Annotated in this window: 15 protein-coding genes and 1 tRNA gene; 13 read left to right on the top strand and 3 right to left on the bottom strand. The window is 68.9% G+C overall.

All coding sequences use genetic code 11. The features are described 5' to 3' along the window. Window positions 1-8 precede the first annotated feature (8 nt). From ACXJJV_RS03755 to ACXJJV_RS03740, 4 genes are read left to right on the top strand one after another with little or no spacing between them, the layout of a single operon-like run. Entirely contained in the window at window positions 9-1,022 is a 1,014-nt protein-coding gene (locus tag ACXJJV_RS03755; protein WP_456466831.1) for a radical SAM protein, read from the top strand. Further along, on the top strand, window positions 1,022-1,540 hold the full coding sequence (locus tag ACXJJV_RS03750; RefSeq protein ID WP_456466830.1) for a hypothetical protein: 519 nt from the start codon (window positions 1,022-1,024) through the stop codon (window positions 1,538-1,540). The genes ACXJJV_RS03755 and ACXJJV_RS03750 overlap by 1 nt, the downstream gene beginning before the upstream one ends. After that, window positions 1,500-2,831 (top strand): radical SAM protein, encoded by a 1,332-nt coding sequence (locus ACXJJV_RS03745; RefSeq protein WP_456466829.1) that lies wholly within the window; start codon window positions 1,500-1,502, stop codon window positions 2,829-2,831. The genes ACXJJV_RS03750 and ACXJJV_RS03745 overlap by 41 nt, the downstream gene beginning before the upstream one ends. Window positions 2,832-2,843: 12 nt before the next feature. Continuing rightward, entirely contained in the window at window positions 2,844-3,302 is a 459-nt protein-coding gene (locus tag ACXJJV_RS03740) for a 30S ribosomal protein S19 (RefSeq protein WP_456466828.1), read from the top strand. Here ACXJJV_RS03740 and ACXJJV_RS03735 read toward each other — a convergent pair. After that, the gene (locus ACXJJV_RS03735; RefSeq protein ID WP_456466827.1) at window positions 3,279-3,986 is read right to left on the bottom strand and encodes a hypothetical protein; all 708 of its coding nucleotides are present in this window, start codon (window positions 3,984-3,986) and stop codon (window positions 3,279-3,281) included. The genes ACXJJV_RS03740 and ACXJJV_RS03735 overlap by 24 nt on opposite strands. A gap of 23 nt (window positions 3,987-4,009) precedes the next feature. On the opposite strand from ACXJJV_RS03735, the gene ACXJJV_RS03730 reads away from it, so the two are divergent. Further along, window positions 4,010-5,464 carry a B12-binding domain-containing radical SAM protein gene (locus ACXJJV_RS03730; RefSeq protein WP_456466826.1) on the top strand — a complete coding sequence of 485 codons (1,455 nt, stop codon included), beginning with the start codon at window positions 4,010-4,012 and terminating at the stop codon, window positions 5,462-5,464. Here ACXJJV_RS03730 and mvk read toward each other — a convergent pair. After that, window positions 5,424-6,413: a mevalonate kinase gene (mvk, locus tag ACXJJV_RS03725; protein ID WP_456466825.1), complete on the bottom strand. Its 990-nt coding sequence runs from the start codon at window positions 6,411-6,413 to the stop codon at window positions 5,424-5,426. The two genes, ACXJJV_RS03730 and mvk, sit on opposite strands and share 41 nt — an antisense overlap. Window positions 6,414-6,460: 47 nt before the next feature. Between mvk and ACXJJV_RS03720 the strand changes: the two genes are divergently transcribed. From ACXJJV_RS03720 to ACXJJV_RS03690, 7 genes are all read left to right on the top strand, one after another. Beyond that, window positions 6,461-7,324: a DUF2226 domain-containing protein gene (locus ACXJJV_RS03720; protein WP_456466824.1), complete on the top strand. Its 864-nt coding sequence runs from the start codon at window positions 6,461-6,463 to the stop codon at window positions 7,322-7,324. A 29-nt stretch (window positions 7,325-7,353) separates the two neighbouring features. Beyond that, window positions 7,354-7,431, top strand: a tRNA-Arg gene (locus ACXJJV_RS03715). A 42-nt stretch (window positions 7,432-7,473) separates the two neighbouring features. Next, window positions 7,474-7,689, top strand: a complete 216-nt coding sequence (locus ACXJJV_RS03710; RefSeq protein ID WP_456466823.1) for a hypothetical protein — start codon at window positions 7,474-7,476, stop codon at window positions 7,687-7,689. Further along, on the top strand, window positions 7,640-8,905 hold the full coding sequence (locus ACXJJV_RS03705) for a Mur ligase family protein (protein ID WP_456466822.1): 1,266 nt from the start codon (window positions 7,640-7,642) through the stop codon (window positions 8,903-8,905). Before ACXJJV_RS03710 ends, ACXJJV_RS03705 begins: the two co-directional genes overlap by 50 nt. A 41-nt stretch (window positions 8,906-8,946) precedes the next feature. Beyond that, window positions 8,947-9,687: a proteasome assembly chaperone family protein gene (locus ACXJJV_RS03700; protein ID WP_456466821.1), complete on the top strand. Its 741-nt coding sequence runs from the start codon at window positions 8,947-8,949 to the stop codon at window positions 9,685-9,687. An 18-nt stretch (window positions 9,688-9,705) separates the two neighbouring features. Then, on the top strand, window positions 9,706-10,095 hold the full coding sequence (locus ACXJJV_RS03695) for a DUF473 family protein (RefSeq protein WP_456466865.1): 390 nt from the start codon (window positions 9,706-9,708) through the stop codon (window positions 10,093-10,095). A 9-nt stretch (window positions 10,096-10,104) separates the two neighbouring features. Next, on the top strand, window positions 10,105-10,893 hold the full coding sequence (locus ACXJJV_RS03690) for a transglutaminase-like domain-containing protein (RefSeq protein ID WP_456466820.1): 789 nt from the start codon (window positions 10,105-10,107) through the stop codon (window positions 10,891-10,893). Here the strand turns inward: ACXJJV_RS03690 and ACXJJV_RS03685 are convergent. After that, entirely contained in the window at window positions 10,880-12,712 is a 1,833-nt protein-coding gene (locus ACXJJV_RS03685; protein WP_456466819.1) for an ATP-dependent DNA ligase, read from the bottom strand. The genes ACXJJV_RS03690 and ACXJJV_RS03685 overlap by 14 nt on opposite strands. A 74-nt stretch (window positions 12,713-12,786) precedes the next feature. Here ACXJJV_RS03685 and ACXJJV_RS03680 point away from each other — a divergent pair, with 74 nt between their 5' ends. Further along, window positions 12,787-13,698: a serine/threonine-protein kinase RIO2 gene (locus ACXJJV_RS03680; RefSeq protein ID WP_456466818.1), complete on the top strand. Its 912-nt coding sequence runs from the start codon at window positions 12,787-12,789 to the stop codon at window positions 13,696-13,698. Window positions 13,699-13,732 lie beyond the last annotated feature (34 nt).

The raw sequence follows: 13,732 nt of genomic DNA, 5'->3' as shown, positions 1-13,732 counted from the left end.
CCAAGCTGGTGGTCTTCGTCACCGGCAGGTGCGAGCGGGGCTGCTGGTACTGCCCCGTCTCCCCGGAGCGTAAGGGGAGGGACGCGGCGTACGCCAACGAGCGGCCGATCCGCGACGAGCGGGATCTGCTTGAGGAGGCGAGGCTCATGAGCGCGGAGGGCGCCAGCCTCACGGGCGGGGACATCACCCTGCGGCTGGACCGGTGCGAGTGGGCGCTCACGGTTCTTAAGGGAGAGTTCGGCGAGGACTTTCACGTGCACGCGTACGTGCCGGCGGAGTCCGTGGACCGGGAGGCGCTCGACCGGCTCGCCGAGTCGGGGCTGGACGAGCTGCGGATTCACCCGTCGTTCGACGAGGACGTCAACGAGCGGGCCGCCCGGCTGGCCTCCCGGTACGACTGGGACGTGGGGTTCGAGATGCCCGCGATCCCGGGGCGCGAGGACTGGATCGTGGAGGTGGCGCGGATCGCGGAGCGGCACGGGCTGGACTTCCTGAACGTCAACGAGCTCGAGTTCACGGAGTCCAACGCGCGGGAGCTCCGGTCCCGGGGACTCCGCCGAGTCAGCGACGACTCCGACGCCGCGAAGGGCAGCGAGGAGACGGCCCTGGGCGGGCTAGCCCGCGCGGCGGACGAGGTCTCCCTGACCCTGCATTACTGTCCCTCCTCGGTCAAGGACTCCGTCCAGCTGCGCGAGCGGCTCAAGCGAACCGCCCTAAACGTGGCGCGGGAGCACGAGATGGTGGACGAGGACGGGATGATCGTTCGCGGGGAGATCCGCGTGAGGTCGGGCGATCCCGAGGACGTAGCCCGGGTGCTGACGGAGCTCCTCGAGGTGCCCGAGGAGTGGGTGCGGGTGCGCGAGGACCGGGTGGAGGTGAAACCGGTCGTTTTGCAGGACCTTTCGGACCTGTTGGACGACATCGCGGAGGCCGCCGGCTGCGAGCTCGAGGCCGTGATCGTGCGGGAGTACCCCACGTGGGACCGGACCGTGGTGGAGGTCTGGCCGGTGGGTGAGGACTGATGGGCAGGAACGAGTCCTCGGTCCACCGGCTGCGGCGCGTCAACCGCGTCTGGAGGGCCACCATGTACTCCGGTTCCGTGCTCACTATACTCCTGATCGCATCCCTGATCGTGACCTCCATCAGCCAGTATAGTTACAAGGCCCAGGTGCTGCTGTTCGGCAACTACCGGGAACAACTGAATCACATCGACGCGGAGTACCGGAAGCTGAGCCTCGAGTTCATGAAAACCAACGATAGGCTCCGCACGCTGCGCGAGCTGTACCCGATCTCCAGCTCCGACCTGCACCGCGTGGAGAAGATCCGGGCGAAGGCTTCGCTGGAGCTGTCATCGCTGAACGAGCGGCGCAAGGACGCGGAGTTCGCCGTGAACGTCATGCACGATCCGGCGTTATCGGACGTCAAGATCCGGGAGTGCCTGGTGCAGCTGAAGAAGGCCAGGGCGGCCGTGAACGCCTTCACCCGGGCGGTCGACGAGCTTGAGAACAAGTACGCGGGCGGCCAGCCGAGACCGGGTTGAGGTGGACCTCGCCACCGTCCACGATCAACTCACCGTGCGGTCGGAGGAGGGTCTCCTCCGACTGACCCTGTACGGGCTGATCGAGGTCGAGGTGAGTCCCCGGGAACTCGCCCGCATGCTCTCCTCACTGCTCTCCCGGATCGAGCGCCGGCGCGTGCTCGCGCGCCTGGAGGGAACCCGGGTGGTGGCCCAGGGCACCCGGCGCGACCGGTTGGAGGAGGCGCTGCGCACCCTGATCTCCCGACTCGCCGGGGAGTCGGGCGTTCACGCCCACACCCGCCGGCGGCTGATCTACCTCACCGAGGCCTCGGGCGTCCCGCTCGTCGGCCACACCGCCTTCGGCATCATCGACCGTGGTACCAACGTGCTCCAGGTGCGGCCACTCACGGGGTGCAACCTCTGCTGCGTGTACTGCAGCGTCGACGAGGGGAGGATCTCACGCACCCGGTGGCGGGACTTCGTGGTGGACCCCGACTACCTGCTGGACTGGTTCCGCGAGATCGCCGACTTCAAGGGTGAGGGCGTGGAGGCGCACATCGACGGTCAGGGCGAACCGACCCTCTACCCCTTCCTACCCGACCTGGTGCAGGGCCTGAAGGAGCACCCCAACGTGGACGTGGTCTCGATGCAGACCAACGCCGTCCCGCTGGACGAGGACTACGTGGACGAGCTCGTCGAGGCGGGTCTGGACCGCTTCAACGTCAGCCTCAACAGCCTGGACCCGGAAAAGGCGCGCGCGATGGCCGGTACCCGGGACTACGACGTCCGGCACGTGATGCGGATCGCGGAGTACATCGCGCGGGAGACCCGGGCGGACGTGCTGCTGGCCCCGCTGTGGTTGCCCGGGTACAACGACGAGGACATCGTCGAGATCATCGAGTTCGCGGTCGAGATCGGTGCGGGCGAGCGGTGGCCCGCGCTCGGTATCCAGAATTACCTGGAGTACCGGTTCGGCCGACGGCCCCGGTTCCTGCGCCGGGTCGTGCCGATGAAGGAGTTCTACCGGTGGCTGCGGAAGCTCGAGCGCAGGACCGGGATGCGACCGCTGGTCCTGCGGCCCGAGCACTTCGGGACGGAGCCCCGTCGGCCGCTTCCCAAGCCCTTCCGGCGGGGGGACGTGGTGCGGGCCGAGGTGATCCTGGAGGGGCGCATCCGGGGCGAGATGATCGCCCGGGCCGCGGACCGCGTGATCGCGGTCCCGGACTCCGCCAAGAAATTAAGCGTGGGGAGTTCGGTGAGGCTCCGGATCACCCGGGACCGGCACAACATCTTCGTAGGCAAGCCCGCGTAGGGGGTCGTGCCGATGGCCGAGGAGTCGAAGGAGGACCGTGAGATTCCGGACTGGTGGGAGAAGGAGTGGGCGGAGTTCCGGTACCGTGGCTACACGCTGGACGAGCTGATGAAGATGCCGATCGAGGAGTTCATCGAGCTGCTGCCGGCGCGCCAGCGCCGCTCGCTGAAGCGGGGCCTGCCCTCCCGGCACAAGAAGCTGCTGCAGAAGGTCCGCCGGGCCCGAAGGCTCCTGCGGCGCGGGAAGAAGCCGCCGGTGATCCGCACGCACTGCCGCGACATGATCATCCTGCCGGAGATGGTCGGGCTGACCATCGCCGTGTACAACGGGAAGGAGTTCAAGGAGGTCAAGATCGAGCCGGAGATGATCGGTCACTACCTCGGCGAGTTCGCCAAGACCAGGAAGAAGGTGGAGCACGGTGACCCGGGCATCGGCGCCACGAGGAGCTCACTCTTCGTGCCGCTGAAGTGAGGAGGACGCCGGGAACCGGGCCCGCACGCCGTACAGGGAGAACCGCCCCTCGAGCCTCTGGATGCGCCGGATCAGCTGCACCTCCACCCAATCCCCACGCGCGCGCAGCCACCGTTCCAGGATCCCGTCGTACCCGGTGACCCAGCCCTCCACCCCCGACCGCCGATCCCCCCGGTCCCCCAGCGCCTCCTTCAGCTCCCTCCACGCGCGGTCCACGGCCTTTTTCACGCTCCAACTGCTGTCCAGGTCGTACTCGCGAAGGAAGTACAGGGCGATTCGCAGGGGGTCCCTGACCGACCCCCCGCGCCACCGGATCTCCCGGCTCACGGAGCCCTCCGCGGTGAGCCTCACGTCCTCCACGTTCAACCCCCTGGGACTCAGCTCGCTCTTCTCGAACAGCACCGAGACCACGGTCAGCAGCTTCGACCTTCCCACCCGGCGCGCCCGGAGCCCGAAGGTGTACCGGGCGTCCTCGGTCGGGCCGTCCACGAGCTCGTTCGTGGGCACGTCCTCGTCGCGGCGCGTCCAGATCGTCAGCGAGCACTCCACGTCCGAGTACTCGCGGGCCGGGACGTGCGCGAGCATCTCCGTCAGCGTGCGGTACACCTCCTTCACCCGATCCTTGTTCAGCTCAAGGGCGTGACGGTAGGCGAACTTCGCCCCCGTTTCATAAACCGTGGACACCACCCCCGTCCGGGGATGGTACGTTGGGGCTGGACGTGCTCCTGGTGAACCCGCCGGACGTCACGACCAAGTACCAACGCTTCCTGGGGATCACGGCCCCTCCGCTGGGACTCGCCTACATCGCGGCCGTGCTGGAGGAGGCCGGTTACACCGTCCGCATCCTGGACTGCCCACCGCTGGAGATGACCTGGGAGGAGTTCCGCCGGACCGTGCGTCGACTGAAGCCTAAGATCGTGTCGATCATGGCCACCACCCCCATCATCCAGCAGGCGTATCGGGCCGCCCGGATCGTGAAGGAGGAGCTCGAGGACGTCATCGTGTGCCTGGGCGGGTACCACCCCACGTTCATGGACGCGGAGTGCCTGGAGGAGTGCGAGCACGTGGACATCGTCATCCGCAGGGAGGGTGAATTCACCCTCCTCGACCTCGCCCGCGCCCTCATCGACGGGGTAAAGTCACTGTCCGAGGTCCTGGGCATCACGTACCGGAGGAAGGGGGACATCGTGCGGAACCCGGACCGACCGCTGATCCGGGACCTGGACGCGCTACCCTTCCCCGCCCGGCACCTCCTGCCCATGGACCGGTACACCTTCTTCGGTGCCCGGACCAGCGCCACCACCGTGATCACGAGCCGAGGGTGCCCCGTCGGGTGCGACTTCTGCGCCTCCTCCCACATGCACGGTCGGAGGCTCCGCATGCACTCCGCCGAGCGCGTCGTGTCCGAGGTCGCCCACGTCCGCGAGCGCTACGGCTCGGACATCGTCGCCTTCGTCGACGACACGTTCACCTACGACCGGCGCCGCGTGGAGCGGATCTGCCGGCTGATGATCGAGGCCGACCTGGACGTGACCTGGGGCTGCGCCGCCCGCGTGGACACCGTGGACCGCGAGCTCCTCGAGCTGATGCGGGACGCCGGCTGCTCCGTCCTTTTCTTCGGCGTGGAGTCGGGCTCGCAGGAGATCCTGGACAACGTGGGCAAGGGGTTCACCGTGGAGCAGACGAAGCGGGCGTTCGAACTCTGCCGGGAGCTGGGCATCCGAACGGTCGCGTCCGCCGTCATCGGCCTGCCGGGCGAGACCCACGAGACCGCCCGCTCCACCATCCGACTGCTGAAGGAGCTGGACCCTGACTACGCCGTGGTCTCCGTCGCCACCCCCTACCCGGGCACCAGGTTCTTCGAGGAGGTCGTGGAGAAGGACCTCCTGGTCGACCGGGACTGGGACAAGTTCACCCTCATGGAACCGGTGGCGGCCACCACCGAGCTCTCCCCCGAGGAGATCAAACGGTACCAGCGCCGCGCCATGCTGGAGTTCTACCTGCGACCCCGGTACCTCCTCCGACGCCTCAAGGAGGACGGCGTGGACGCCGTCCGCGTGGCCGGCACCATGATGGCCGAGGTGACCTTCAAGAAGCTGAAGTCCCTGATCTCGCGCCTGCCTAGCCCGAGATTCTCACCCCGCGAGGAGACGGACGGGTAACGTGCGCCCGGTACCCCATCAGCTCGAGCAACTCCGCCGCCGCCTCGGCCCGGGACACGTCCTCGAACACCCCGACCGCGCACCCACCGCCGCCCGCCCCCGTCACCTTCGCACCCAGCGCGCCCGCCCCACGCAGCGCGTGCACCACCTCCTCCAGCTCCCTGGTCGAGACCCCCAAGGCCGCCAGGAGCCCGTGATTCACGTCCAACAACCGACCGAGCCGCTCCAAATCCCCCTCCTCCAACGCCCTCTCCACCCCCGACACCACCTCACCGATCACCTCCATCACCCGCTCCCCTACCTCTCCCACCTCCCCCACCAACCGCCTCACCCGCTCCACCATCTCCCCCGTCCGGGACGGCCGACCCGAGTACGCCACCACCAGGACCGGGTCCCTCGGGCACTCCAACCGACGGAACTCGCGGCCCGAGACGGAGAGCACGCCCCCGTAGGTTACGGTCGTCGAGTCCACCCAGCTCGCCTTCCCCTGCACGTCCAACTCCACCCGCCGCACGAGCCGCCGCAGCCGCTCCCTGTCCAACTCCTCCCCGGAGAGCGCCGCCAGCGCGGCCAGGACCCCCGCGCTCACCGCGGCCGACGTCCCCAGCCCGCTGGCCGGCGGGGCCTCGCACTCGATCCTTACCTCCGCCGGCGGGGGCGAGAACTCCCGCGCACCCACCCGAATCGCCGACGCCACGTACCGCAGCTCCCGACGCAGCCCCGGCGAGGATACTCGACTCAGCTCCCCCGAGGCTCCCACCCGGGCCCGCACCCTCCCCGGACCCGGCCCGTCCAGCTCGGTCTCGATCAGGAACCCCTCCCCGTCCGACTCCACCGCCCTCACCCGCACGCTCAGCCCGATCGCCGCCGACACGGCCGGGTACCCGTACACCGCCGCGTGTTCCCCGGAGATAATAACTTTCAATGGAACCCTGGCGCGGACCTCCAACCCGGGACCCCTGACGACCCACCGGGCCTCGGCTCGGGTGATACGCCTTGCGGATCCCCAGGACCCTGGAGGCCGTGGTGAGGGACGAGTTCGTGGAGGACCTGGACGAGCTGATCACCACCATCAACGAGGCGGAGCTCAGCTCCGGCGTCATCCGCATCACCAAGCGGCTCGATCGCGACCTGTACGACGCGATCATCGTCGTGCTGAACGGCCGGGTGGCGCACGTCCAGGTGGAGAACGTGACCTCCCAGGAGCGGTGGGAAGGCGAGGAGGCCCTCGAGGTGCTCACCGAGCTCCTGGCCGACCTGAGCCCACAGGACCCCGCCGTCCTGGACATCTACCGGGGCCCGGCCGGTGAGGTCAAGTCCTTCGCCCGGTACCAGCTCGGGGTGGAGGAGATGGGCGACTACGACCTGGCGTCCGCCGTCGCGGAGGCCTACGAGCGCGCCGGGGTCGCCGCGGAGGGCACTGTGGAGTTCAGTAGTGAGGAGGAAGAGGAGGTTGAGGAAGAGCCCGAAGAGCTTCCGGAGGTCGGAGAGGTGGAGGTCCCCTCGGCGGAGGGTGGGGAAGCGGAGGTTGAGACCGAGGTCGAGGAGGAGGCCGCGGAGGAGAAGACCGAGGAACTCTCCCGCGAGGAGCTGCTCAAGAAGTACGGGATCGAGGAGCCGGATGAGTCGTTCGTGGAGTCCATCCTGGAGGACATGACGGGCGCCTCCGAGGACCTCCGCAAGCAGGTGGAGCGGGTGCTGCGCGGCTACGGTATCACCATCTTCCAGCTGCACGGGACGGTCGTCGTGGAGCCGCGCAGCGAGGAGGACGTCAAGCACATCGAGGAGGCCGCCGAGGACCTGAAAGAGGACCTGGGGCTCCACGAGGTTGAGGTCCGGATCCGCGGGAAAAACATTTAACGTCCAGGGATCGTGGGGCGCACGGGGTCGGGCCGGCAGCTCAGTCTGGACAGAGCGCGGGCCTTCGGAGCCCGTGGTCCCGGGTTCAAATCCCGGCCGGCCCACCACCGCGAATCGTTACATGAATCGTAACGATGGGGAGCCCCGCGTTGGACGAGCTCCGTGAACGGCTGCAGGCGGGACCGTTCGAGCTCGTGGCGGCCAAGCTGGAGGAGGTCCTCCAGCGGCTCGACCGCGTCGAGGCCAAGCTGGACGAGCTACTGGCCCGCGTGGAACGTTTAGAGCGCGAGCTGTCGGCCGGGTCCGGGGCGCGCGATGGGCGTTCCCAAGAGCCTCGCGGTGATCGGGCTGGGCGTGGAGGGTAGGACCTGCGCCCGCCGGCTGGCCGAGATGGGGATCCGGGTGTACGCGTCCGACCTTCGCACCGACCTGGACGTGTCCGAGCTGGAGGGGCTGGAGAACGTCGAGGTGGAGCTCGGGCGGCACGACCTGGACAAGATCGCTGAGTGCGACGCCGCCTACGCCTCCCCTAGCATCCCCGACGACGCCGAGATCGTGCGCCGGATCCGCGAGCTCGGCGTGCCCTTCCTGGAGGACACGCTGACGTGGCCGGAGCGGTCCGACTTCATCGTCGTCAGCGGTACGAACGGGAAGACCACCACGGTGCACATGATCGGCCACCTGCTCGACGCCCTCGACGTCGATCACCTGCTCGGGGGGAACGCCGGCGGCGGGTTCGACGGGTACGCCACCCTCTACGTCCGCGCGGAGCGGGAGCGCCCGGACGTGGTCGTGTGCGAGGTCTGCGACATGACGCTCGACTACTTCGTCACCCGCGCCCCGGGCTACGACGTGGCGGTGTTCCTCAACCTGGGACGCGATCATCTGGACCACCACGGCTCGCTGGACCGGTACGCGGAGCGGGCGGCCCGGTTCTGCGACGCGGCCGAGGTGGCCGTGGTCAAGTGCTCCGGCCGCGAGCGGGACGTGGTGCGCCGCATGTCCTCCGACCCCGTCTGCTTCGACCGGCTGGACGTGAGCCCGAGGCTACCGCTCCGGGGTCGGTTCTACGAGCTGGACGCGAAGGCCGCCCTCGCGGCCGTCTCCGCGGTGACCGGCGAGGAGCCGGGGGAGCTCGCCGACCTGCTGGCCGACTTTCGGGGCGTCCCGGGCCGGGTGCGCGAGTACCGGGTCGACGGCGGCGCTCTGGTCGTGGGGAAGACGGACAACCTCTCGGCCCTCCGGGCCGTCGTGCGGGACTACGGGCCCTTCGACCTCGTGTTCTGGGGGAGCCCCCGCCCGGGAGAGGACTACCGGGTCCGCGGCCTGGGCGAGCTGCTCCGGGAGGCGGGCGTCGAGCGGGCGTTCGTCTTCCCGGGCCTGTCCCGGGAGACCGTGCCGGACGTCCTGGAGGAGCTCCGTCGGGCCGGGCTGGACGCGCGGGAGGTCCCGGAGGATGAGGTGGTGGAGCGGGCGCTGAGCGAGTCCCGGCGCGGGCGCCGGGTGGGCATCCTGGGGAACGGTCAGCGTAAGCTCCTGAAAATGCAGCGGGAGGTGGAGCGTAGGCTTCACTCGCAGTAGCCTTTTGTCCCCTCGCGCCCCACTCGGACGGGGGTGTCCCGGTGGGCCGCGTGGAGTTCATTCGCGTGGTGGACGAGGTGCCCGAGTGTGAGGTGCTCATCGAGGGGTATCCGGGCATCGGGATGGTGGGCGTCATCGCCGTGAGGCACATGGTGATGGAGTTCGGGGCGGAGCCCGCCTTCCTGATGAAAACGGAGGACATGCCCACGGCCGCGATCGTGCACGAGGGTCGCGTGTACCCCTCCTCCGGGCTCTTCGTAAGCGGCGACCACGGGCTCGCGTTCTTCTACTCGGAGCAGGCGGACCTGCGCCCGGGCGTCGTCCAGGAGATCTCCGAGTCGGTGGCCGACCTGGCCCGGGAGGTGGGGGTGGAAACGATCGTCTGCCTCGCCGGCATCCGGGCCCCGGAGCTGGAGGGGGAGCCGGGGCTGTACTACGCCGCGACCTCCGAGCGGGCGGCCGAGCCGTTCAAGGACGTCGCGGAGCCGCTGAATCGCGGCACGATCACCGGCGTCAGCGGGCCGCTACTGCTCGAGGGCAACCTGCGCGGCATCGACGCCGTGTGCCTGCTGGTCGAGACCCCCGGTACGTACCCGGACCCCCGGGCCGCGTCGCGGCTCGTGGAGGCCCTCAACGAGGGCATGGGCCTGGACATCGATACCTCCAAGCTCGAAGAGGAGGCGGAGCGCATCGCCAAAACCGTCGAGGAGACGATGGAACGGCTGCGCCGGGGCGTGGAGGAGGAAGAGGAGGAGTCACCCACCGAGCGGATGTTCGTCTAGGGTGATCGAGGCTTGCGAATGCCCGCCATCACCGGGGTGAGCCCGCGGGTACTCGAGCAGTTGATCGCCGGCGGCAGCGCCCACCTCCTCGTCCGAAGCAGCAACAACCTCGACGCGGTCCGGCGCCTGAACCCCGGTGACCACGTGTTCATCACCAGCGTTGGGAAGCGGGAGCTGAAGGAGGGCGTCGAGGGCGTGGTCGCCACGGTCCGATCCATCCGGATCGTCTACGAGCGGGTCCTCTCGGGCGAGACCGAGGGAGAGTACTCCGAGCGCGAGTTCGAGGCCGCGAGGCTGGCGGTCACGAGGTTCGGCACCGGCCGGGTGCTGGACGCGAAGGACTACGGGATCGGGAAGCGCACGGAGGTGGAGGTGGAGCTACGACCCACGGTCTCGGAGGCCTACTGAGCGGGGTGATTGCGGATCCGGTGGCTCGCCACCATCCCGCTGATCCTCCTGCTCCTCTCACCGCTGATCCTCGCCGGGATCGACGCGGAACGCGCCCGCTCCTACGTGAACGGCGTCCGCACCGGGATGGGGTGGAAGCCGCTGCCCTCCGGGCTGCTTCCCTACTGCGACATGCTCGACGTCGTGACCTGGAGGTCGGGCGGCGCGACCGCGGTGAAGCTCTTCGTCTACCCGCCCCCGCGGCCCGTCACGGTGCCCGGGGTGACCCGAGGTGAGCGGGAGATCGACGTCGTGAGGCGGCTCGCCCGGCTCGTCTCGGACACCATGACGTACGACATTTCGGCCGAACCGCGGCAGTACACCCCGCCCGTGCTGGAGCGGGCTCTGGGTCAGCTCCTCCTCACCGGACGCTGGCGCGGCGCGTGCGGCACGGCCGCGTACCTGTTCTCTTACCTCTGCCGCTGCTACGGCATCCCCACCCGGATCGTGCTGATCGAGCCCGCCGGCAGCCCGACCGTGGTGCCCGGCCTGCGCGCGCCCGGACGCGTGGTCCTGCACGCTCAGGTCCAGGTGTGGGTGGACGGCCGCTGGATCACGGTGGACCCCTCCGTCGGCATCGTGGGGAACTCGGAGCGGCCCGTGGAGGGCTACCGGATCCGCCCGGACGGGACCGTGCTGCAGACTCCAGAGGTGAGGGGGTGGAGGGTGGAGGAGGAGGGGCCGTTCGTGTTCTGGAGAAACCTTACCGCGCTGGCCGAATACCTGATCCAGGCCCCCGAAACCGCTAGTGCTTCTTGAGAATCTCCTCGTAGAGCCGGCGCACCTTCTCGATCGTGTCCGCGTCCTCCGGGCCCAGATCCTCCCGGACCCGAACCAGCCTCGGGAACCTCAGGGCGAAGCCGGACGAGTACTTCGGGCTCTTCTGGATGTCCTCGAACTCGACCTCGAACACCACCTCCGGCTTGAACCGCACCTCGCGCCCGGACTCCTCGACGATCAGGTCCTTCTCCTCGACGAACAGCCTCGTCAGCCGCTCGAGCGTCTCATCGTCCATGCCCGTGCCGACCTTGCCCACCTCCAGCAGCTTCTCCTTGTTCTCATCCCACACGGCCAGCAGGTACGAGCTGATCAACCCCTTCCGCTTGCCCTTGCCCCAGACGCCCCCCACGACCACGCAGTCCAGCGTCTCCAGCACCGGCTTGACCTTGAGCATCTTCTTCCCGCGCACGCCCGGCGTGTAGTCCGCGTCCAGGTCCTTCACCATCACCCCCTCGTGGCCCATTTCCAGCGCCCGGTGGAACATCTCCGCCGCCTCCCTCGGATCGTCGGTGATGATTTGATCCACGAGCATGAGCCGACCCTCCTCCTCATCCACGATCTCCTCCAGCCGCCGCCGGCGCTCCCGGAACGGCGCGTCCACCAGCGACTCCCCGTCCACGTACAGGCAGTCGAACAGGTAGACCTCGACCGGGATCTCGCGGCGCACCTCCTCGATGTCGTACTTCCGCTTGATCCGGTGCAGCAGCTCCTGGAACGGCCGCGGCTTGCCCGTCTCCGGGTTGATCGCCACCGCCTCACCCTCCAGGATGAACTCGTCCGCGTCCACGCACTCCTTGACCGCCTCCACCAGGTCCGGCAGCGCGTGCGTCACGTCCTCGATCCGCCGCGTGAACACGCGCACCTCCTCGCCGTCCGAGTGGATCTGCACCCGGGCCCCGTCCAGCTTGGTCTCCACCGCCCCCTTACCGCCCACCTCCGCCAGCGCCTCCTTCACGTTCCGCGCCGCCTGCGCGAGCATCGGCTTGATCGGCCGCATCGGCTTCAGGTCGATCTCCCGAAGCCCCTCCTCCCCCTTCGTCGCCGCGACCTTCGCCACCAGCCCGATGTCGTTGGAGAGCATGTGCGCCCGCTCGACCAGCTTCCGACTCACGCCGAACGCCTGCGAGATGGCCTCCTCCACCGTGTTCTCGCGCACGCCGGTGCGCAGCTCCTCCAGCACCTGCCGCACCAGGTACCGCGCCTCCTTCGGCCTCGCCCGGGCCAGCAGCCCCATCATCAGCCGCATCTTCCGCGTGACCGCGCCCTCGCCCTCCACCTCCGCGATCTTCTCGAACGTTTCCCGCACCTCCCCCACCGTCAGCGGCCTTGAGGAGAGCAGCGTGGCCGTCCTCCTACCCTTCAACAGCTCCTCGGCCACCAGCCCCAGGTCGCCCAACCGCTTGAACCGCTCCGTCACCTCGGACTCGGGAACGCCAGCGGCCTTCGCGATGATCCGCTGCATCAGCTTCGTACCGATCCCCAGCTCCCTCGGGTCCCAGCCCGGGAACACCTGGTTGGCCAGGAAGACCGCCACCGTGTCCAGCACGTCCTCCGGGCACTGCCGCAGGAACTGGGCGATGAGCGCGATCTTCGCCTTGCGGGAGCTGAGCCGCTCCAACCGCTCGAACGCCTCCGCGAGCGAGGAGTAATACACGTCCCCGTCCGCGGTCTTCACCTCCAGGCTGGGCGAGGGCTCGCGATCCTCTTCCTCCCTCTCCCCCTTCCTCCCCTCACCCTCGGGAGGAGAGGTTATGAACGAGTCCAGCCGACGCGAGCCCGGGGGAGGCGTTCGGGCCACGATTCGCTCCCCCCAACCACCCGCGTTCGAGCCGTAAAAAACGCATTCGCGATCGGTCGGGCGGCGCCCGCGCCATGGTGATGGTGGAGCGGGTGGTCCAGGCGTTCCCGCAGATGGAGCCGGAGGACTTCAAGGTCCTCCGAGCCCTGGAGCTCGAGATGAGCCGCCACGAGTGGGTCCCGTTCGAGCGCCTGCTCGAGCGGACCGGGTTCGACGAGAAGGAGCTCGGCTACCGGCTCTCCCGGCTGGACCGCTGGGACATGATCGTCCGAACGCGGCGCGAGACGGTCGGGTACCTGGGGTACCAGCTGCGCCCCGAGGGGTACGACGCCCTCGCGCTCCGCACCCTCGTGGAGGAGGGCGTTCTCGAGGGCCTGGGCCCCGAGATCGGGGTGGGCAAGGAGGCGGACGTGTACCTGGGCGTCTCTCCCAAGGGCGTCGAGCTGGCGGTCAAGTTCAACCGGATCGGGCGGACGAGCTACACCAAGATCAAGCGCTACCGGGAGTACGTGAAGGATAAGCGCCACATTTCCTGGCTCTACGTCAACCGGCTGACCGCCGAGCGGGAGTTCGAGGCGCTCCTGCACCTGTACCCGGAGGGCGTGCCCGTGCCGCGGCCCGTCTACCAGAACCGGCACGTGCTGGTCATGAAGCGGTTCAGGGGCCGGGAGCTGGCGGAGACCCGCGTCGACGACCCGGAGCGGGTGCTTCGGGGCGTCATGGAGGCGTACCACCGGGCGCTCGAGGTGGGGGTCGTGCACGGGGACCTGAGCCAGTTCAACATCGTGGTCGAGAAGGACGGCAGCGTGCTGATCATCGACTGGGCGCACTGGGTGGAGCTCGGTCACCCCTCCGCGCCCGAGCTGATCGAGCGGGACGTGCGGAACGTGTGCGAGTACTTCCGGAGGAAGTACCGGATGCGGGTCGACTACCGGGAGTTCCTGCCGGATGAGGAGGTTTACGGGGGTCGAGGGGCGCCCCGATGAGAGGGTGGCCCGTTGCCGACGGCGGGTTGGCAGA

The organism is Methanopyrus sp., from assembly GCF_053997775.1.
This window is presented reverse-complemented; position numbering and strand designations above follow the sequence as displayed.